Annotated in this window: 20 protein-coding genes; 15 read left to right on the forward strand and 5 right to left on the reverse strand. The window is 32.4% G+C overall.

Features of this window, described 5'->3' with window-relative positions; genetic code table 11:
* Window positions 1–105: 105 nt before the first annotated feature.
* The gene (locus HMPREF2629_RS00820) at window positions 106–1,260 is read left to right on the forward strand and encodes a thiolase family protein (RefSeq protein WP_070813032.1); all 1,155 of its coding nucleotides are present in this window, start codon (window positions 106–108) and stop codon (window positions 1,258–1,260) included.
* 1 nt (window position 1,261) lies between these two features.
* Complete coding sequence (locus HMPREF2629_RS00825) at window positions 1,262–2,539, forward strand: hydroxymethylglutaryl-CoA reductase, degradative (RefSeq protein ID WP_070813033.1); 1,278 nt, start codon at window positions 1,262–1,264, stop codon at window positions 2,537–2,539.
* Window positions 2,540–2,612: 73 nt separating this feature from the next.
* Here the strand turns inward: HMPREF2629_RS00825 and HMPREF2629_RS00830 are convergent, their stop codons facing one another.
* Window positions 2,613–3,047, reverse strand: coding sequence for a CHAP domain-containing protein (locus HMPREF2629_RS00830; protein ID WP_048762252.1), 435 nt, complete (start codon window positions 3,045–3,047; stop codon window positions 2,613–2,615).
* A gap of 216 nt (window positions 3,048–3,263) precedes the next feature.
* Complete coding sequence (locus tag HMPREF2629_RS00835; RefSeq protein WP_002454831.1) at window positions 3,264–3,479, reverse strand: sterile alpha motif-like domain-containing protein; 216 nt, start codon at window positions 3,477–3,479, stop codon at window positions 3,264–3,266.
* A 224-nt stretch (window positions 3,480–3,703) separates the two neighbouring features.
* Between HMPREF2629_RS00835 and HMPREF2629_RS00840 the strand changes: the two genes are divergently transcribed.
* The 5 genes from HMPREF2629_RS00840 (at window position 3,704) to ptsG (ending at window position 9,958) form a co-directional block, all read left to right on the forward strand.
* Window positions 3,704–4,588: a cidABC operon transcriptional activator CidR gene (locus HMPREF2629_RS00840; RefSeq protein ID WP_070813034.1), complete on the forward strand. Its 885-nt coding sequence runs from the start codon at window positions 3,704–3,706 to the stop codon at window positions 4,586–4,588.
* Between the two features lie 203 nt (window positions 4,589–4,791).
* Complete coding sequence (locus HMPREF2629_RS00845; protein ID WP_017175070.1) at window positions 4,792–5,181, forward strand: CidA/LrgA family protein; 390 nt, start codon at window positions 4,792–4,794, stop codon at window positions 5,179–5,181.
* Window positions 5,182–5,183: 2 nt separating this feature from the next.
* Window positions 5,184–5,870 carry an LrgB family protein gene (locus HMPREF2629_RS00850; RefSeq protein ID WP_002449420.1) on the forward strand — a complete coding sequence of 229 codons (687 nt, stop codon included), beginning with the start codon at window positions 5,184–5,186 and terminating at the stop codon, window positions 5,868–5,870.
* 49 nt (window positions 5,871–5,919) lie between these two features.
* On the forward strand, window positions 5,920–7,659 hold the full coding sequence (locus HMPREF2629_RS00855; RefSeq protein ID WP_054105889.1) for a pyruvate oxidase: 1,740 nt from the start codon (window positions 5,920–5,922) through the stop codon (window positions 7,657–7,659).
* 271 nt (window positions 7,660–7,930) lie between these two features.
* Window positions 7,931–9,958 (forward strand): glucose-specific PTS transporter subunit IIBC, encoded by a 2,028-nt coding sequence (ptsG, locus tag HMPREF2629_RS00860; RefSeq protein WP_070443796.1) that lies wholly within the window; start codon window positions 7,931–7,933, stop codon window positions 9,956–9,958.
* A 176-nt stretch (window positions 9,959–10,134) separates the two neighbouring features.
* On the opposite strand, the gene HMPREF2629_RS00865 is transcribed toward ptsG, so the two are convergent.
* The gene (locus HMPREF2629_RS00865) at window positions 10,135–11,187 is read right to left on the reverse strand and encodes a zinc-dependent alcohol dehydrogenase family protein (RefSeq protein ID WP_070813035.1); all 1,053 of its coding nucleotides are present in this window, start codon (window positions 11,185–11,187) and stop codon (window positions 10,135–10,137) included.
* A 206-nt stretch (window positions 11,188–11,393) separates the two neighbouring features.
* Between HMPREF2629_RS00865 and HMPREF2629_RS00870 the strand changes: the two genes are divergently transcribed.
* Window positions 11,394–11,720, forward strand: a complete 327-nt coding sequence (locus HMPREF2629_RS00870; RefSeq protein ID WP_017175066.1) for a thioredoxin family protein — start codon at window positions 11,394–11,396, stop codon at window positions 11,718–11,720.
* Window positions 11,721–11,774: 54 nt separating this feature from the next.
* On the opposite strand, the gene HMPREF2629_RS00875 is transcribed toward HMPREF2629_RS00870, so the two are convergent.
* Window positions 11,775–12,737, reverse strand: coding sequence for an L-lactate dehydrogenase (locus HMPREF2629_RS00875; RefSeq protein WP_017175065.1), 963 nt, complete (start codon window positions 12,735–12,737; stop codon window positions 11,775–11,777).
* Between the two features lie 161 nt (window positions 12,738–12,898).
* Between HMPREF2629_RS00875 and HMPREF2629_RS00880 the strand changes: the two genes are divergently transcribed.
* Window positions 12,899–13,876 carry an alpha/beta hydrolase fold domain-containing protein gene (locus HMPREF2629_RS00880; RefSeq protein ID WP_048682925.1) on the forward strand — a complete coding sequence of 326 codons (978 nt, stop codon included), beginning with the start codon at window positions 12,899–12,901 and terminating at the stop codon, window positions 13,874–13,876.
* A 282-nt stretch (window positions 13,877–14,158) separates the two neighbouring features.
* Here HMPREF2629_RS00880 and HMPREF2629_RS00885 read toward each other — a convergent pair whose 3' ends face one another.
* Window positions 14,159–14,464: a hypothetical protein gene (locus HMPREF2629_RS00885; RefSeq protein ID WP_048762467.1), complete on the reverse strand. Its 306-nt coding sequence runs from the start codon at window positions 14,462–14,464 to the stop codon at window positions 14,159–14,161.
* A 350-nt stretch (window positions 14,465–14,814) separates the two neighbouring features.
* On the opposite strand from HMPREF2629_RS00885, the gene pgsB reads away from it, so the two are divergent.
* From pgsB to xylB, 6 genes are all read left to right on the forward strand, one after another.
* Window positions 14,815–15,972 carry a poly-gamma-glutamate synthase PgsB gene (pgsB, locus tag HMPREF2629_RS00890; protein WP_017175062.1) on the forward strand — a complete coding sequence of 386 codons (1,158 nt, stop codon included), beginning with the start codon at window positions 14,815–14,817 and terminating at the stop codon, window positions 15,970–15,972.
* 1 nt (window position 15,973) lies between these two features.
* Complete coding sequence (gene pgsC / locus HMPREF2629_RS00895; RefSeq protein ID WP_017175061.1) at window positions 15,974–16,426, forward strand: poly-gamma-glutamate biosynthesis protein PgsC; 453 nt, start codon at window positions 15,974–15,976, stop codon at window positions 16,424–16,426.
* Between the two features lie 23 nt (window positions 16,427–16,449).
* Window positions 16,450–17,520 (forward strand): CapA family protein, encoded by a 1,071-nt coding sequence (locus tag HMPREF2629_RS00900; protein ID WP_070443811.1) that lies wholly within the window; start codon window positions 16,450–16,452, stop codon window positions 17,518–17,520.
* The gene (locus HMPREF2629_RS11105) at window positions 17,510–17,671 is read left to right on the forward strand and encodes a hypothetical protein (RefSeq protein ID WP_176743884.1); all 162 of its coding nucleotides are present in this window, start codon (window positions 17,510–17,512) and stop codon (window positions 17,669–17,671) included. The genes HMPREF2629_RS00900 and HMPREF2629_RS11105 overlap by 11 nt, the downstream gene beginning before the upstream one ends.
* Window position 17,672: 1 nt before the next feature.
* Entirely contained in the window at window positions 17,673–19,271 is a 1,599-nt protein-coding gene (locus HMPREF2629_RS00905) for a gamma-glutamyltransferase (protein WP_070443814.1), read from the forward strand.
* 190 nt (window positions 19,272–19,461) lie between these two features.
* On the forward strand, window positions 19,462–20,943 hold the full coding sequence (xylB, locus tag HMPREF2629_RS00910; protein ID WP_070813036.1) for a xylulokinase: 1,482 nt from the start codon (window positions 19,462–19,464) through the stop codon (window positions 20,941–20,943).
* Window positions 20,944–21,678: the final 735 nt, after the last annotated feature.

Raw genomic sequence — 21,678 nt, forward strand, 5'->3', positions numbered from 1 at the left:
TCATCCTTTCGAATAGTCTAATTTTAACAATACAATACTCTGTATTTTACCAAAATAAATTACTAAAATACAATTATATATATACTACAGGCAAGGAGATAAAGAATGAAACAAATCGCTATTGTAAGTGCTAAAAGAACGCCAATTGGCAGATATAAAGGGAAATTGAGAAATTATTCAGCTGTTGAACTAGGTACAACAGCTTTAAAAGGAGCTATTGAATCAATTGATATCGATCCATCTCTTATTGAACAAGTTATTTTCGGAAATGTCTTACAAAGTGGTATAGGACAAAACTCTGCACGACAAATTGCTATTAAATCAGGTATTCCTGATACAACTCCAGCGATGACGATTAATGAAGTATGTGGTTCAGGACTTAAAGCAATTATTTTAGGGAAGCAACTTATTCAATTAGGAGAAGCTAAAGTCGTTGCTGTTGGTGGTGTTGAAAGTATGACTAATGCACCTAAACTTATTTTAAAAGACAGAGAAGACCCTGTAGAAAGTTTTATGCATGATGGATTAACGGATGCTTTCCATTATGTTCCGATGGGTGTCACAGCAGAAAATATAGCTGAAAAATATCATGTAACACGTGAAATGCAAGACGAGTTTGCTAACCATTCTCATGCTAAAGCTGCAAAAGCCGTTGAAGAAGGTAAATTTGATAACGAAATTATAAAAATGACAGACGCTGAAGGTAATGAGATGACTTCTGATGAAGGTATAAGATCAAATAGTAGTGTTGAAAAATTATCTACTTTGAAAACAATATTTAAAGAGAATGGAACAGTCACTGGTGGTAATGCTTCGAGTATTAATGATGGATCATCTGCCCTTATTTTAATGGAAGCAACATTTGCAAAAGAACATGGATTTGAAATTCTTGGCATAGTAGGAGATTACGCTGAAGTAGGTTGCGATCCACAATACATGGGTTATGCACCTTTTTATGCAGTAGAAAAATTATTAGAAAAAACACATCAAAACATTAATGATATTGATATTATAGAAATGACTGAAGCATTTGCAGCTCAAAGTATACCTGTTAAGGATCATTTAAAAATTCCTGATAGCATTTTAAATATTTATGGTGGTGCCATTGCATTAGGACATCCTATTGGTGCAAGTGGTGCACGTCTTGTTACAACACTTGTGAATGCTTTAGAACAAGAACATCAACATACAGGTATCGCAACAGCTTGTATTGGCGGAGGACTAGGTATTGCTTTAATGATTGAAAAGGGAGTACATTAATATGAAAAGTTTAGATAAAAACTTTCGTCATTTATCAAGAGAAGATAAATTAAAACAATTAGTAGACTACGGGTGGTTAGATAAAACGAATTATCAAACATTATTAAGCAATCCAGTTATTGATGAGGAAGTGGCAAACAGTCTCATCGAAAATGTCATTGGCCAAGGTACATTACCAGTTGGATTATTACCTAAAATTATTGTAGATGAGAAAGAATATGTGGTACCTATGATGGTTGAAGAGCCATCAGTTGTTGCTGCTGCGAGTTATGGATCGAAACTTGTTAACCAAACTGGAGGATTTAAAACGATAAAAAGTGAACGCTTGATGATCGGACAAATCGTATTTGATGATGTTAAAGATACAGAAGACTTAACACAACGTATTCAAAAACAAGAAAACCAAATTAAACGTATTGCAGATGAAGCCTATCCTTCTATCATCCATCGTGGAGGTGGTTATCGTGGTATTGACATAGATGCATTTCCTAATGAACAGTTATTGTCTCTTAAAGTATTTGTTGATACTAAAGATGCGATGGGTGCAAATATGCTTAATACCATTTTAGAAGCAGTGACAGTCTATCTAAAAAATGAGTTAACAGATCAAGAGATATTAATGAGTATCTTATCTAATCATGCAACGTCTTCTGTTGTCAGGGTAGAAGGTGAGATTGATATCAATGATTTAAATCGCGGCGATTATTCTGGTGAAGAAGTAGCTAAGAGAATGGAACGTGCGTCAGTGCTTGCACAAGTCGATATTCATCGGGCAGCAACACATAACAAAGGAGTAATGAATGGAATTCATGCCGTTGTTCTAGCTACAGGTAATGATACACGAGGTGCTGAAGCAAGTGCGCATGCTTATGCAGCACGTGATGGTCAGTATAGAGGCATTGCTACGTGGAAATATGATGAAGCCCGAGGACGTCTTGTGGGCACAATTGAAGTACCGATGACTTTAGCCATTGTTGGCGGAGGAACGAAAGTATTACCAGTTGCGAAAGCGTCTTTAGACTTACTCAACGTTGAGTCTGCTAGAGAATTAGGACATGTAGTAGCTGCAGTAGGTTTAGCACAGAACTTTTCAGCTTGTAGAGCCCTTGTTTCAGAAGGTATTCAAAAAGGACATATGAGTTTGCAATATAAATCATTAGCGATTGTTGTAGGCGCTAAAGGTGAAGAAATTTCAAAAGTTGCTGAGCAACTCAAACAAGAACCTAAAGCAAATACTGAAGCGGCTGAACGCATTTTAAAATCAATGCGCCAATCTTAAAAATAAGCCATGAGAATTTAGAAATGGAAGAGATTCCATCACTAAACTTTCATGGCTTATTATTTTGTGTCAATTAATAAATGTAATTGTAATTACGCGCAGCAGATGCACTAATATAACGCGTACTGTATGCTAGTGGGCGGTTATAATTATATTCTGAAACAAGAATCTTTCCATTACTGTAAACACGTTCAACGATGGCAACATGACCGTAATATCCTGCAGTTGATTGCATAATAGCATAGCGTTTAGGCTTATGTCCTGTTCTATAACCAGCACGTTGAGCTCTATAGTACCAGTTTTTTGCATTGCCCCATTGATTTGAAACAGGTTTACCTAATTGAACACGGCGTTTATATGCCCACCAAGTACATTGATATTTATTATAATAGTTATAACCAGCTGCTTTAGAAGTATGTGTATGTTCAACATTTTGATATGTATAAGTTCCAGTAAAAATAATTGTCGTAGCTAATATTAGACGTAAAATGAATGTTTTAATTTTCATTAAGTTCTCCTCAAAAATTAAATAATTTAAAATCTAAAATAATAATAATATTTAAAAAGTTGTAATACAATATAAGAAATGAATTATACAAATAACTGTAATACTTCTGAAATATACGTAATATATTACAGCTAAATTTATGCATAAAAAAGACGCCACGAGGGCGCCTTAGTGAGATGATACTTCCATGTAATGTATAACTACATTTTGTTGAAATCATACATCTGTGAATTGGTTAAAAACAGCTAATGCTCTTTTAACACTAGTCACCGGTATGTTTTCAAGACACGGATTTGTTCGAAAATATAGCAATATTTCGTTTTGGCTCTTCACGTCTTTAGGAAAAGTGTTATCTTGATTAATCCAATTTACCAATTCACCTAATGGTGTGTCATCGCCGATAAAATTTTGCATAAATTCGTAAAAGCTCAATTCATCACCTCATATTCGCTTGAGCCGATTTTGATTATAACATTTTTTGCAATTTGAAAATATAGTTTTGTTTATATGAAAAATAATTTATTTATAAATATTATTTTTCCATAAAGTATACATATTTGAGTAAGTTATCGAATGAATTCAAAATCTAATGAATTTACATTTTTCTTACAAAAATAATGTATAATAAAAAAAGAATTTTTTAAGAAGGTGAGCAATTGGATATCAAGCATATGAAATATTTTATGGAAGTTGTGAATCAAGGTGGTATGACGAATGCTTCTAAATCTTTATATATTGCTCAACCAACTATAAGTAAAGCAATAAAAGATATTGAAAATGAATTAGACATGCCTTTATTCGATCGACAAAAACGTTATTTAGTTCTTACAGATGCAGGAAAAGTGTTTTATAAAAAATGTGAAGAGATTTTAGCATTATATGATAATATTCCAAATGAAATTAATGGCTTGCTTGGTTTAGAAACAGGCCATATTAATATTGGAATGTCGGCAGTGATGGATATGCAACAGTTTATTAATATTTTAGCGGAGTTTCATAAATTATATCCAAACGTTACCTATAGTCTTAATGAAAGTGGCGGTAAATCGATTGAAAATCGTTTGATTAACGATCAAATTGATATTGGCATTACGACCATTCCTATAGACGAGAATACATTTGATTATGTATCTTTATATAGTGAAGATTTAAGGCTTATAGTGAGTGAAGAACATCAGTTAGCTAAGCGTTCATCTGTGACTATGGCTGATTTGAAAAATGAAGACTTTATATTATTCAATGAGGACTTTTATCTTAACGATAAAATTATAGCTGCTGCAAAAAATGCTGGTTTTATCCCAAATACAGTATCCAATGTATCACAATGGAATTTCATTGAATATTTAGTAATAGCACGATTAGGCGTCAGTATTTTACCAGAACATATTGCCAAGATGTTAAAAGATAAGATTAAAAGTATAAAAATTGAAGATTCAGGTATGAGCTGGGAACTTGGGGCAATTTGGAAAAAAAATAAACTTTTAAGTTATGCAACGTCTAAATGGATACAATTTATGACTGAAAGATTAGAAAACAAATAAACAGTTCATTTTTTACAAATAGTGAAAAACCTTAACCTAGGTTTTTTCACTATTTTTTTATTTTTAAAACGGTTCCATAGAAAATAACTATAAGTTATATATAAAATCAATATTTTTATAATCTATCAATATAGATTACAATCTTGAATATAGACTAAAAAATCGCTGTAACAAATTCGACAAATTTATGGAGGTCAGTCGTTTTGAAAAAAGCATTAAATATTATAGAGATTATTCTTCAAATCGTATTGGTGGTAGCGATTAGTATTATAGGTTCACTGCTACAAAAATGGCTACATATACCATTAGCAGGAAGTATTATCGGTATGATATTATTTTATATTTTATTACATTTTCAAATTATTCGCGTTGAATGGGTTTCTAAAGGAGCCGACTTCTTATTAACCACAATGGTCTTCTTCTTTATTCCTTCAGTTGTAGGAATTATGGATATTGTTTCTAATATCACTACAAGTTATATTATTTTCTTCCTCTTGATTATTATTGGTACAAGCTGTGTGGCACTTGTTTCTGGATTTATTGCTGAAACAATGTCTAAGAAAAAACCTCATACTAAGAAAGGAAATCATTAAAAATGGATATATTAAAAGGCGTTTTAATGATATTATTAACTGTTGTAATGTATAAACTTGCTCAAATATTACAACGTAAATATAATAACCCATTATTGAATCCAGCATTAATCGGTTCACTTGGAATAATTATTGTTTTACTTTTAACACGTCAAAACTATCACGATTACATGATTGGCGGTCAATGGATTAACCATCTATTAAATGCCACTGTTGTATGTCTTGCTTATCCACTTTATAAAAATAAAGATAAGATTGTAGAAAATATTGGGGTCATTTTTTCAAGCGTCATGGCTGGCGTGATATTGAATTTTGTGTTAGTGTTTAGTTCGTTAAAGTTATTAGGTTACTCAGAAGAAACAATCGTAACTATACTACCTAGATCAATTACAGCTGCTGTAGGAATTGAAGTCTCTCAAGAACTTGGAGGTACAGATACGATTACAGTACTGTTTATCATTACTACTGGATTGATAGGTAGTATGATGGGTTCAATGCTACTTAAGGTTGGTCAATTTAAAACATCAATCGCGAGAGGTTTAACATATGGAAATGCATCACATGCTTTTGGAACTGCAAAAGCGTTAGAACACGACATCGAATCTGGCGCATTTAGCTCAATTGGAATGATTTTAACAGCAGTTATTAGTTCAATTCTTATTCCAATTATGATTAAGTTGTTTTACTAAAGGGAATACAGAAACAAATTGTATATTTAGGAAAGGGGCTATTTAATCAATGGCGAAGATTAAAGCAAATGAAGCATTAGTTAAAGCATTACAAGCTTGGGATATTGATCACTTATGGGGTATTCCAGGTGACTCAGTTGATGCAGTAGTAGATAATTTAAGAACAGTTAGAGATACTTTCAAATTTTATCATGTACGTCATGAAGAAGTTGCAAGCTTATCAGCTGCAGCATATACAAAGTTAACAGGTAAAATCGGTGTAGCTTTAAGTATTGGTGGACCTGGGGTTGTTCACTTATTAAATGGTATGTATGACGCTAAAATGGACCGTGTACCTCAACTTATTATTACAGGTCAAACGAATAGTACATTATTAGGTACAAAATTCTTCCAAGAAACTAACATTTCTAAAATGGTTGACGACGTAGCAGTATTCCATCATCAAGTTCAAAAAGGTGATGACTTATTTGAAATTACAAACGAAGCGATTCGTACTGCATATGAAAAAAATGGTGTAGCAGTTATTATTTGTCCAAATGACCTATTAACTCAAAAAATTAAAGACACTACACATCGTCCAGTAGATACGTCTAGACCAGTGTTACCAACACCATCTTATCGTAGCATTAAAAAAGCTGCCAAATTAATTAACAAAAGTAAAAAACCAGTTATGCTTGTTGGTGTAGGTGCAAAAAATGCTTCAACTGAATTACAAGACTTCATTGAAGCAGCTAAAATCCCTGTAATTCATACATTACCAGCTAAAACTGTTTTACCTGATTCACATCCATACAGTGTGGGTAACTTAGGTAAAATTGGTACAAAAACGTCTTACCAAACTATTCAAGATGCTGATTTATTAATTATGGCTGGTACTAACTTCCCTTATGCAAATTACTTACCTAAGAAAAATATTAAAGCGATTCAAATCGACACAAATCCAAACGTAATCGGTGAACGTTTCGATATTAATGTTGGTATTGTTGGCGACGTTAAATTAGCATTCCATCAATTAACTGAAGCAATCAAACCAGTACCTCGTCGTTCATTCTTAGACAAGACGTTAAAACGTAAAGCTGTATGGGATAAATGGATGGAAAAAGACATGAATAATACAAGTGCTCCAATTCGTCCAGAACGCTTAATGAAAGCTATCAATGATTACAGTAAAGATGACGCTGTATACTCAATCGATGTTGGTACTTCAACTGTTTGGGGTACACGTTACTTAGACTTAAATGTTAATAATAAATTTATTATCTCAGCATGGTTAGGTACAATGGGTTGCGGTCTTCCAGGTGCCCTTGCTTCTAATATTGCTTACCCAGGTCGTCAAGCAATTGCAATTACTGGTGACGGTGCATTCCAAATGGTAATGCAAGACTTCGCAACTGCTGTTCAATACGATTTACCAATGACAGTCTTCGTATTAAATAACAAACAATTATCATTCATCAAATATGAACAACAAGCTGCTGGTGAATTAGAATATGCCATTGACTTCTCTGATATGGATCATGCTAAATTCGCTGAAGCTGCTGGTGGTAAAGGTTATGTATTAAAAGACCCTAACCGTATTGATGAAATTGTTGAAGCAGCATTAAATGAAAATGTACCAACTGTTGTTGATGTACATGTTGATCCAAATGCTGCGCCATTACCAGGTCAAATCGTTAACGAAGAAGCATATGGTTATGGTAAATGGGCTTACAGATCTATCACAGAAGATAAAGAATTTGACTTTGATAAAGTACCACCAATCTCTGTAGCTGCTAAACGTTTCTTATAAGAAATAGATTCGACACACTGGCGAAAGTAATGCTTTTGTCAGTGTTTTTTTTATAAATAATTAAATTATAAAAAATGTAAAATATTAGTAAAAAAGATATTGAAAACGCTTTATATTATAGGTATAATTAAATTGTTAAAAAAGAACTGCGTGTTACTATTTAATTAGGCATGAGCAGATAAGCTATCATTATTTTTGTCATAAATGATGGGCTTATTTGGTCATGCTTTTTTAATGCGTAAAAAAGATATATTGAAAGGATTGAATCAAAATGTTTAAAAAGCTATTTGGACAATTGCAACGTATTGGTAAAGCATTGATGTTACCTGTGGCAATTTTGCCTGCAGCTGGATTATTACTAGCAATTGGAACAGCTTTTCAAGGTGAAGCATTACAGCATTATCTTCCATTTATTAAAAATGGAGTAATTCAAAATATTGCTAACATGATGACAGGTGCTGGTGGTATTATTTTTGATAACTTACCTATCATTTTTGCACTCGGTGTAGCAATAGGACTAGCAGGTGGAGATGGTGTAGCAGCCATTGCAGCTTTTGTCGGATTTATTATTATGAATAAAACAATGGGAGCATTCTTAAATGTTACGCCAGCACAATTGGAAGACCCATCTAAAGGATTCGCAAATGTTTTAGGCATACCTACACTTCAAACTGGAGTGTTTGGTGGGATTATTATAGGGGCTCTAGCAGCTTGGTGTTATAACAAATTTTATAATATTTCCTTACCATCGTATTTAGGGTTCTTTGCGGGTAAACGTTTTGTGCCGATTATGATGGCAACGACATCGTTTATTTTAGCTTTCCCAATGGCTTGGATTTGGCCATTCATTCAAAATGGATTAAATGCATTTAGTACAGGTTTGTTAGAATCTAATACTGGATTGGCAGTATTCTTATTTGGATTTATTAAACGATTACTTATTCCATTTGGTTTACATCATATTTTCCATGCGCCATTCTGGTTTGAATTTGGTTCTTGGAAAAATGCAGCTGGAGAAATTATTCGAGGAGATCAACGTATTTTTATTGAGCAAATACGTGAAGGTGTTCATTTAACTTCAGGTAAATTCATGCAAGGTGAATTTCCTGTTATGATGTTTGGATTACCAGCAGCAGCATTAGCAATTTATCAAACAGCTAAACCTGAGAATAAAAAGGTAGTTGGAGGTTTGATGTTATCAGCAGCTTTAACATCATTCTTAACTGGTATTACTGAACCGTTAGAATTTTCATTCTTATTCGTAGCACCATTATTATTCTTTATTCATGCAGTACTTGATGGATTATCATTTTTAACACTTTATCTACTACATTTACATCTAGGATATACATTCTCTGGAGGATTCATAGATTTTGTTTTATTAGGTATTCTTCCAAATAAAACACCATGGTGGTTAGTGATTCCAGTAGGATTAGTTTACGCTGTTATTTATTATGTTGTATTTAGATTCTTAATTGTTAAATTCAACTTTAAAACGCCAGGTCGTGAAGATAAACAAGCCTCTGTAGCTAATACATCTGCAAGTAAATTACCTTTTGATGTGTTAGATGCAATGGGCGGTAAAGAAAATATCAAGCATTTAGATGCTTGTATTACACGTTTACGTGTTGAAGTCAATGATAAGTCTAAAGTAGACGTTGAAGGACTAAAAGCTCTTGGTGCTTCAGGGGTGCTTGAAGTAGGAAATAATATGCAAGCGATTTTTGGTCCTAAATCAGATCAAATTAAACATGATATGGCACGCATTATGAATGGAGACATCACAAAACCTAGTGAAACCACTGTGACTGAAGATACATCAGATGAGCCAGTACAGTTGGAAGAGGTAATAGAAACTGATATCTATGCACCAGGTACGGGTCATATTATTCCATTATCTGAAGTACCAGATAAAGTATTCTCAGAAAAAATGATGGGTGACGGTATCGGATTTGTTCCTGAAAAAGGCGAAATTGTAGCACCATTTGATGGTACAGTTAAAACGATTTTCCCAACGAAACATGCCATCGGTTTAGAATCTGATACAGGAATTGAAGTATTAATCCATATTGGTATCGATACAGTGAAATTGAATGGTGAAGGCTTCGAAAGTTTAGTCGATGTCAATGAACCTGTCACACAAGGTCAACCATTAATGAAAATTAATTTAGCATACTTAAAAGAACATGCGCCAAGTGTTGTCACACCAGTGATTATTACAAATCAAGATGATAAAACATTAACATTCGATGATGTTGATTCAGTAGATCCTGGTAAGCGTATTATGACAATTAAATAATAAAACAAGCCTGGGACATGATATGTGTCTCAGGCTTGTTTAATATGTTGGCAGTCGATGACTGAATTGAAAAGGTGTGTTGTTTCAAGTTTTTCAATTCTAGTTCTCTTTGCCATGGCGGGGCGACGAATGCAAAAAGAATGCTGTCCCTTTTATTTTTTATTTAATACACAACATTATTCAGTTATATCATTCTCAATTAATAATTTGATTGCTTTATGATCCGTAGCATTTCTAAATAAGTCATAAGCATTTTCAATTTCGCTTAATTTACTATAATGTGTCACGATTTGTTCAGGTTGAATGATTTTAGATTTGAGTGCTTCCAACAATTCTTCAGTGGTATTAGCAGAAACTAAACCAGTTGTAACGTTGATATTTTTAATCCATAATTTTTCGATATCAAACTGAACGGGTAAGCCGTGAACACCAACATTAGCAATTGTTCCATCGACGCCAATCAATTTTTGACATAAATCAAATGTTGCTGGAATACCAACTGCTTCAATAGCAACATCGACGCCACGATGGTTGATATCTTTGATCTGTTTAATTGCTTCATTCACATTACTAGAATTAATTGTATGAGTCGCGCCAAATTTTTTGGCTGTAGCTAAACGATGATCATCTAAATCAATCATAATTATTTTTGAAGGTGAGTAGAATTGAGCAGTTAATAAAGAAGCTAATCCAACTGGTCCAGCACCTACAATAGCAACAGTGCTACCAGGTTTTACTTTTCCTTTTAATACACCAATTTCATAACCAGTCGGTAAAATATCTGAAAGCATCACGAGGGCTTCATCAGGTAAAGAAGTAGGAGCATGATATAAAGAATTATCTGCAAAAGGGACTTTCACATATTCTGCTTGAGTACCATCAACAAGATGACCTAATATCCATCCACCGCCATTTTCACAATGAGCATAGATACCTTTTTTACAGTAATAACATTTGCCACAAGATGAGATACAAGACACAATGACTTTATCGCCGACTTTGAAGTTATTGACATTCGAACCAACAGATTCAACAATACCGATACCTTCGTGACCTAATGTGGTATATTGAGGAACTTCAGGTGTGTCCCCTTTAATAATATGTAAATCAGTACCACAAATTGTTGTTTTGACCATTCTAATAATAGCGTCAGTACTTTCCGTAATAACTGGTTTTTCTTTATCGACGAGCTTAGCTACGCCAGGTTTTTCATAGATGTAAGCTTTCATGTTGATTCCTCCAATATAAATTGTGAATTATTTCACAAAAATTATAACATTAATTTAATAAGATGTATTCTATTTTGAAGAGAAAATCATTGAACTATTGTTGAACGTATTTAACAAGAGGATTTAGATGAAAAAATAAGTGTAACATCGTAAAATAAATATGTATAAGAGAACGAGACCGTTAAATTAAATAAGTAGGTGGAAATATGACTAAAAATATTGAAAGTATTGAACAATTTCATCAATTTATTCAAACGCATCGATTAGTAGTGATTCATGTTATGCGGAATCATTGTTCAGTATGTCATGCGGTATTGCCACAAATTGAAGATATCGTCAATGATTATTCTAAAGTCCATTTTGCTGTTATCAATCAATCTAATGTAGAAGCTATTGCGGGAGAACTATCTATATTTACTGTTCCAGTGGATTTAATATTTTTGGACGGAAAAGAAATGCATCGACAAGCGCGTTTTATTGATATGCAAGATTTTGAGCACCAATTAAGTTTAATGCATGAGAGTTTAAAATAAGTTAAGAAAGCCTAAACACGATAAATGAATTGTTGTGTTTAGGCTTTTTTATTACTATTTATTTAAAATTGATTCAATGAGAGCATCAGCACGTTGTTGATGCTCTAAAATAATATGACTTGATTGTTTGAAACGAGTAAGTTCATCTTCTTCCAATTTCAGTTCAATGACACGATCAGCACCATTACCGTTAATCACTGTTGGCGTTCCAATATAAAGGTCATTTAGTCCATATTCACCTTCAAGATAACTTGAAACATTCATAATCACATTTTTATTAAATAAAATAGCTTCTACAATACGTACTAAACTTAATGATATACCAAAGTTTGTAGTACCTTTTCGAACGTAAATATCATATCCCACTTGAGTGGTTTGCGAAGCGATAGATTGTTTGAACGTGGTTTGGTCTACTCCTTTATTCAGTAAATCAAGGACAGGTTCACCGGCAATTTGAGCATGAGACCAAACAGCTACTTGAGAATCGCCGTGTTCGCCAATAACAGGCGCATAGACATTTTGTGGTGCCACATCAAACGTGCGACTTAAGAAAAATTCGAAGCGAGCTGTATCTAATGAAGTTCCTGATCCAATAATTTTATTCTTAGGAAATTGAGACACACGTTTTATAACATAACTCATAATATCGACTGGATTAGATGGAAGTACAAAATAACCATCGAAACCATGAGCAATGACTTTTTGAATCATAGGCACAAAGATATTCACATTATCTTCTAATAATTTTAAACGTGTGTCACCTTTATCTAATTTTGCACTTGCACAGATCACGACGATATCAGCATCACTACAATCACTATACGAACCAAGATGTACATCTACAAACTTATCACCAAAAGGTGTAGCATGATTTAAATCCCATACATCTGCTTTTGCTTTATCTTCATCAATATCAATAATAGCTAGTTCATCGACTAGTCCTTTAGCTACAACTGCATGTGCAAACGCAGAACCTACGAATCCACTACCAATCAGCACAATTTTATTTCTTTTCATTCAGCATAACCTACTTTCTAAAATAGAATAAAAATTCTGATAATTATATTTAGAATAGCACTTATCACTACTTTTTTAAATATTTAAAAGTTGAATAAGCGATTTACTAAAATATAACGACTCTGAGGTATATAATAATATAGAGTATAGGAGGTCAAAAGATGAAAAAACGATTATTAACCGTAGCGACATCTGCAATTCTTGGAACTTTAGCTTACATTAAAGTAAAAGAAAAACGCAGTTATCAAAGCTTTATTACTGAAAAATATATTCGTATGTCTGGAATGAAAAAAACATTTGAAAATACGAATGATGCTAAAAAAGCATTAGAGGAAGTTAAACCTTTAACAGCTGGTAAATATGATGGGACGGATTATGAATTTAAACATCGTGCGCATACTAGAAGTATTAATGGATCTGTCACATATATTGTTAATGATAAAAGAGAACCTCATCAAGATGTTGTGCTTTACATTCATGGTGGTGCTTGGTTCCAAGATCCATTAGATAATCATTTTGATTTTATTGATCAACTTGCAGGAGAATTGGATGCACGAGTGATTATGCCTGTTTATCCTAAAGTACCTCACAGAGACTATCGAACAACATTTGAATTACTAAAAAATATTTATCAAAAAGAAATATTGGAAGTTGAAAATCCGCAACATATGACGATAATGGGAGATTCAGCAGGCGGTCAAATCGCTTTATCATTTGCACAATATCTTAAAAAAGAAACACAATTACCACAACCAGGACATATTGTGATGCTGTCTCCAGTTCTTGATGCAACATTTAGTAATCCTGAAGCTAAAAAATATGAAAAAGTAGATCCTATGCTAGGAATTGAAGGAAGTAAATATTTCATTCAATTATGGTCTGGTGATACGCCAATAGAAGACTATAAAATATCGCCAATTAATGGAGATTTAGAGGGTCTTGGTCGTATATCTATTTTTATAGGCACAAAAGAAACGCTATATCCAGATGCATTAAAGCTCTCTAAAATGTTAAATGATAAAGGGATTGAACATGATTTTACACCTGGTTATAACTTATTCCATATTTATCCTATTTTCCCATTACCAGAACGTCAAAAGTTCTTTACACAACTGAAAAATATAATGGGAAAAGATTAAATACTAGTTTGAACATTGGTGTTATTTTTAAAAGCACTCGAATAAAGAATAAAACATCTATGATAGCACATATGACTAGGCTGTTTTTTTAAAAAGATAATAATAAAATAATGAGTAAAATGAATATCATTCTAAGAATTTGAAATGCATTGAAAATCGAATGTTTAGGTTGTAAAATTTTAGCAAAATTCAATAAAAACATGTCACTTAATTAATAGTCTAGCAGTAAGTAACATATTAATTCGCATTTTATATAAACATAAAAACAGATACTAACTTGTATTATTCTCTAGAGTTAGTATCTGTTTCTTTATATTCAGTATTAATAGTATCGTTATGTGAAGATAGGGCATCTTCTTTTTCTATTTCAGTAAAATTTGAAGTCGAATGTGGTGATTTGTTTTTATTGATTGTCTCGTGAGAAGATTGAGAACTGTTGTTGATATAACGATGATCAGTATCTAATACAGAATTACTCATGTCATTTCCTTGTAGACTGCCAATCAAAATAAAGATGAGATAACTAGAACAAGCCAGTAAAACTAAAGAAAGATAAATGCCAACTGCAATTTTAACAGGTTTAGCCATAGATTTATCCATTTATGTCCTCCTAGAGTCATAGCAATGTTTACTTATAAACTAACATGAGAGTTTTAAGTAAATGTAAATAAGAAGTAAATATTTATCGATTTACTATTAATAAATGTAAGGTAATTAAATTTGTCGATATTAATTTGAAATAATCAATAATTTATTCGAGAAAATATTGATATTCTATTAACTTTTTTATAATTTTATACTATTTTTAACTGAATATTTACATTTTTAAAACTGACTAAATATTAAGATGATAGCATACCCTTATTAAAGTGTTTAACGCATTCATTAAGATAATATTAAATGAAAGAAAAAATATGTTTAAAGAGAGGGACTTCAGTTTGATTCTCATTATCATTTGTATCGCTTTGATATTATTTCTAGGAATTAGAGAGAAAAAGCGACATACACACCGTTTAAATAAGATTCCTCTACGAATAAATATTAATGGTATTCGTGGTAAATCAACTATTACAAGAATGATTTATAGTATTTTGCGAGAAGATCAATATCATGTCATTGGTAAAACAACAGGCACTGATGCCAGAATGTTGTATTGGTTTACAGAGAAAGAATATCCTGTCCTTAGAAAACCGCAAGGCGCCAACATAGGAGAACAAAGAGACATTGTGCAAAAAGTAGTTAAGCAAAAAGGCAATGCGCTTGTTAATGAATGTATGGCAGTGAATCCAGATTATCAAATTGTCTTTCAAGAAGATTTAGTAAAAGCGAATATTGGTGTCATTGTCAATGTTATGGAAGACCATATGGACGTATTAGGGCCGACACTTCAAGATATTGCTCAAGCATTTACTGCAACGATTCCCCGAAATGGAAAATTAGTAGTCATGAAGGATGAGTTTACAGACTTTTTTGCTAAGGAAGCTAAAAAACGTAAAACTGAACTTATTGTTGTAGATAAAAATGATATACCTGAATCATACTTAAGGAAATTTAATTATTTAGTATTTCCTGATAATGTAGCCATCGCTTTAGGTGTAGCGCAAGCTGTAGGAGTTGAAAAGGACGTTGCACTGCGCGGCATGTTAAATGCACCTCCCGATCCTGGAGCGGTTGAAATTAAATATTTTAATGCAAATAACACAAAAAATGTATTTGTTAATGCGTTTGCTGCTAATGAGCCTCAGTCTACGAAAGCGATATTAAATAAAGTAGAATCATACGATTATCCTTATACAAAAAAAGTAGTGATTCTTAACTGTCGTTCTGACAGGGTGGATCGAACGCGACAGTTCGTTGAGAATTTTATTGAGGACGTCGAATTCGATACCTTAATTTGTACAGGAAAAAGCACGCAAATGGTTACAGATTTAATGCAACATCTACCTGAAAAAACATACATAAACCTTGAAAATCATGATTTTTCAGATATAGAAAAAGCGATTCTTAGTGAATCACATCAGGCACTCATATTTTGTGTTGGAAATATTCATGGTCCAGGTGGAAAAATAGCAGAATTTATAGAAGGGATAGAATAAAATGATAGGTTCGGAGTTATACTTTTCCCTATTTGTTGGTATTGTATTAAGTTTAATTTTTGCAGAAAAATTTGGGATTAATCCCGCAGGTCTTGTTGTACCTGGTTATTTAGCACTTATTTTTGATCAACCCATTATGTTACTATCTGTGTTGGTCATTAGTTGTCTCACTTATTTTATTGTTACGTTTGGTATTAGTAGATGGGTCATTCTTTATGGTAGACGTAAATTTGCAGCGATGATTTTAACTGGTATGGTTCTAAAATTTGTTTTTGATTTAATTTATCCACTCACTCCATTTGAAGTTGTAGAGGTTTCAGGTATCGGAGTTGTTATTCCAGGTATTATTGCTAATACCATTCAAAAACAAGGTGTTGTAATTACATTAGCTACGACAATGTTATTAACATGTATTACTTATGTCATCTTATTCTTATATAGCTTTATTAATTAATCGCGAGCGAGGAGCGCATAATAATGAAAAAGAAAAAACGATTATCAGCGAGCGAATGGTTACTTAAGCAATCGAAACGACATAAACGAAGAAACTTTTTGTATACGTTTATTGTCTTAGTTATCACAGTAGTACTTCTAATCTTTGCTATTCGAGCTGTTAAAGTTGAACCTGTAGAGGCGATGCCACATTCGGGTAATAGTATTAGAAATACATATTTAGGAAATATCACTTTGAATAATGACATCAGAAAAGTCAATTTAAATGATGTTTTTAAAAGTTTAAGACAGCCATTACAACAAAGTGATTTTTCCACAGCTTCTTTATATGTGAACCAATTTTCTAAAAATCCTAAAGAAAATATAAACAAAAACATAGAAAATATTATGTTTTTAAAAAAACAAAATATTAAAAGTATCAATTTAATTAATAGCACTATAGATAATGTACAAGCTCAAGATTTATCTAAAAAAGTTGAAGCACAAACTGATTATAATTTTTTAACTGGAAATGGTTCGAATCCAATTAATAGTAAAACAGTGCAACAAAAAGTTAAAAATAAAAAAGTCGCTAATGTTTCATTCACAGATATTGAATCATATTATGAAAACCCTTTAAAAAATACGACATCTATTAGCTTAGATCCAAAAATTTTTGTGCCATTAATTAAAAACTTAAAGGAAAACAATGATCTTGTAGTTGTGAACGTAGATTGGGGGATTCCTAACGAACGTAATGTAACAGATCGCCAAAAAGCTTATGCTCATGCATTAGTTGATGCAGGTGCAGATGTAATCATTGGACATAATACAGTTATACAAAGTATTGAAAAATATAAGCATGCTAGTATTTTTTATAGTTTAGGAAATTTAACCTCTGCTGATTTTCTATCAAAAAACCAAAAAAGCATAGTGGTTCAACATGATTGGGATGGTCAGCATCATCAATTTCAAATTACACCTGTTCGCTCTGCAGATGGAAAATTAACAAAAGATCATATGAATAGTATGGAGTCACAACGTTATTACAATAATATTAAAGATAAAACAATTCATCTGAAAGAAAAGAATGGGGGGTATTCTTTTGAATATTAAACAACATTGGTTACCTATTGTTACAGCACTCATTATTATTGCTATTTTATTAATGGTTACATTTGCTAGAGCAAATGAAGGTCTCGATAGTTACGAAAAAAGAGAATTAAATAAAGCCACGGAGCAATATTTATCTAAAGGGGCCAAGTAGTATGAATATCTATAATAAAGTGACACTATCAGTCATTTTAGTGATTACAATTTTAATCTCATTTACATTTTATTATTTTAATAAAGAAGATAAACCTGATAAAGATGATCTATATGAAAACAAGATTGCTAACCGTAAATCAGCAACCTCTGATGAGCAAAAAACGTATGGTGTTGCTTCAAACAATGCTATCGCTACACGTATAGGTAATAAAATTATTGAAGATGGTGGTAATGCAGTTGACGCAGCTGAAGGTGTTGCTTACGCGCTTGCAGTAACAGAACCTCATTCATCTGGATTAGGTGGTGGCGGTGCTACACTTACCTACGATGGTAAAAATGGTGAAGAACCTCGCATGTATGAATATAAAACAACATCTTCATTTAATTACAAAAAGGGAGATGAAATAGGGACACCCGGTTTTGTACGTGGTTTACATGATATGCATGAAAAAGAAGGTAAAATGGATGAGAAAAAAATCTTAAACTATGTCATTCCATTAGCTGAAGAAGGCTTTGAAGTAGATTCAGAGTTAGAGCGTAGCTTGAAATTATTTGGTTCAGACATTGATCGAAACTCTTCCTTCTTTAAAGGCAAGCGTACAGTTCGTGAAGGTGCAATTGTAAAACAACCTGCTTTAGCAAATACTTTAAAGAAAATTCGAGATAAAGGACCGGATTATTTTTATAATCATATTGGAAAAAGTATATCTAAACAATTAAAAAATCAACTCACTGAAGAGGACTTTAAACAAGTAAAAACAGAAGAAAAGAAACCTATTAGTACAAAATATTTAAACAATACTGTTTATGCTGCATCTAACCCATTAGGTGGGATATTAATGGAACAAGGTCTGAAGATTGATGAAAGCGTAAATTCTGCAAATGATCGTACAGATTATATTAAAGGGATTGTCAAATCTCGTGATATTATGTATCGAAATAGAGATATTGTTAACGGTAAAGAATCTAGTAGCAATACCTACTTATCTCAAGATTATTTACTAGATAAGATTAACAGTATCAATTTTGACGAACAAGGTAGTGACTTCAATACACAACGTATTGATAATACAAGTACAACGCACTTTGTAGTAATTGATAAGAACGGTAAGTTAGCAAGTACTACAAATACATTATCTAGCTTCTTTGGAACAGGTAAATATGTTAAAGAAGGTTTTTACATGAACAACTCACTAACAAACTTTTCAACAGATCCAAACAGTCCAAACTATGGTGAGAAACATAAAGCACCACGTTCTTATACGTCACCTACTATTATTGTTGGACCCGACTTCTATATGGGTATTGGTTCGCCAGGAGGAAATAAAATTCCTACGATTCTTAATGAAGTCATTGTAGATTATTTAAGAGGAAATGGAACGTTACAAGAATCTATTAATAAGCCACGTTTTTATAATGATGGTGGAACAATCTTCTATGAAAATGCTATGGATGATAATGATGTTAATATTTTCAAAAGTCTAGGTTTCGGTGTAGAAGAAAAACGTAACGATCCTAACTTTGGTAGTGTTCAAGGTGCTGTTTATAACAAGCAAGATAGAACAGTGGAAGTTGGACAAGATGTAGGAAACAGATAATAAAAAGGGACAAAAATCAATCGGTTTTTGTCCTTTTTTTATTTACTCAAAATAAGTATTGAAATAATTATTTAAAACGCTATCATAAATACATAGATAGCTAAATTTAATTTATTTACAATAGAAAATATAAAAATAATAAATTGTCATTAATATAATTATATGAATAGTGATATAAAGGGTGAGTCGTATGAAAGAAGCAGTATTAGGTATTGATCTTGGAACTAGCGCAGTTAAAATTATTGCGGTAAATCAATCAGGCCATGTGATCACTTCAACAAGTGTGCCTTTAAATTTAATACAATCCCAACCTGGATATAGCGAACAAGATCCAGAGGAATGGTTTAATGCAGTTAAAACAGGCATATATCGGTTAAATCATTCTGATGAAATGAAATTATATAAAGTGAAGGGTATCTCATTCTCAGGGCAAATGCATGGGCTAGTAGCTTTAGATAAAGAAGGTCACCCTGTACGACATGCTATTCTTTGGAATGATACACGTAATTCAGAACAATGTAAGCAAATTAGATCGGTTTATGGAGAGCGATTAAATGGAAATCCGATTCTTGAGGGTTTTACACTACCTAAGATGATGTGGGTAAGTACTCATGAACCTGAACTATGGAAGAAAGTAGATGTGTTCGTTCTTCCTAAAGATTATGTACGTTATTGTTTAACGGGTAAGATTCACATGGAATATTCTGACGCTGCAAGTACGCTCCTTCTTAATCCAGAAACGCATGATTGGTCAAAAGAAGTTGGAGATACATTTGATATAAGAGATGTTTATCCCTCACTTGTGAAATCCACAGACGAAGTTGGAACTATTCAAGAACCCTTAGTGAGTGAACTGGGTTTTACATCTTCGGTAAAAGTATTTGCTGGGGGTGGAGATAATGCTTGTGGTGCAATTGGTGCAGGTATAATCAATGATAATGATACATTATGTAGTATTGGTACTTCTGGTGTAATCGTAAACGTAGAAAAAAGTAATCAAACGCACTATAAAAATAATATACATTTTTTTGATCATAGTGTTCCAAATACATATTATGCAATGGGAGTAACGCTGGCTGCAGGATATAGTCTTAATTGGTTAAAGAGAACATTTTTTGAGAACGATACGTTTGATGAAATTGTTAAACAAGCGAGTACCTCTTCAATAGGTGCAAATCGTTTATTATTTGCACCTTACCTAGCTGGTGAGCGTACACCACATGGCGATGCATTTATTCGAGGAAGTTTCATTGGCATTAGCGGTAACCATTCTAAATCAGACTTTGCACGAGCGGTACTAGAAGGTATTACCTTTTCTTTATATGATTCAATTCAATTGATGCGAGAAGCGGGAAAAGAAATTACACATATTACTTCAATTGGTGGAGGAGCAAAAAGTGAATTTTGGCTTCAAATGCAAGCTGATATTTTTAATGCATCTATACGTAAATTGAAGCATGAAGAAGGACCAAGTATGGGGGCAGCAATGATTGCGGCGTATGGGTTACAATGGTTTGATTCTTTTGATGACTGTGTAGCGCAATTTATAGACGTTGAACATATATATGAACCAAATTTGCAACGACATCAACAATATGAATCTTATTACAATATTTATAAACAAATCTATCAACATACACATCAACTTACAGAAGCATTATTAAAGGTTTAAAGTGTTTAGCACATGATTATTTAGAAAGAAACTCGAAGAATCAGATGATAAAGTAGGGACAGATATCGTTTTTATGTCCCTACTTTTTAATAGTAAATTCCCATTAATATCCCTTATTATAATTAAAATATTATATTATTTAATAAATATATTGACAAAAACCTAATATAGATATTAAATAATATATATAAATTCCTCATTCCAAATAACATTATCTGTTAAGTATGGAAAGGAGTGATAGTTATGAACAATACTCATTTCATTGATCAACTATCACACGTAAATATGATTGAGACGCTTTATTTAAATTCCAATGATTTAAAACCCTCTATGAATCTTTTCCTAAATTTATTATTTAAACGATTATTACTAGAATACTATGTATACATTCGTACAATTTATAATAAGTATGCATGTTTAGAAACGCCATTTCTATCCTTTCAACTTTTTTTCAATAATTTTCATGAGTTATTTTATATCATGTATACACTCATCGATACGCAAAATATAACAACTTATTCTAACGTTTTAGAATAGTAAAACGATATAGTTAAGTATGTTTGTGTGTATAAGAGATCCACCCCATTAAGAAATAGAGTGAGTAAGAAAACAATAAATAATTGATAAAATTCAATCAAGTGGTGAACATTCATATTACTAAAAGATGTATTATAACTGAGTGTATTTATAAACATCTTTTTCAGTAGAAGTGAGTATATTTCTCATTTCTACTGT

Origin of the sequence: Staphylococcus sp. HMSC034C12 (genome assembly GCF_001835895.1) — a bacterium.
Taxonomy (GTDB): domain Bacteria; phylum Bacillota; class Bacilli; order Staphylococcales; family Staphylococcaceae; genus Staphylococcus; species Staphylococcus hominis.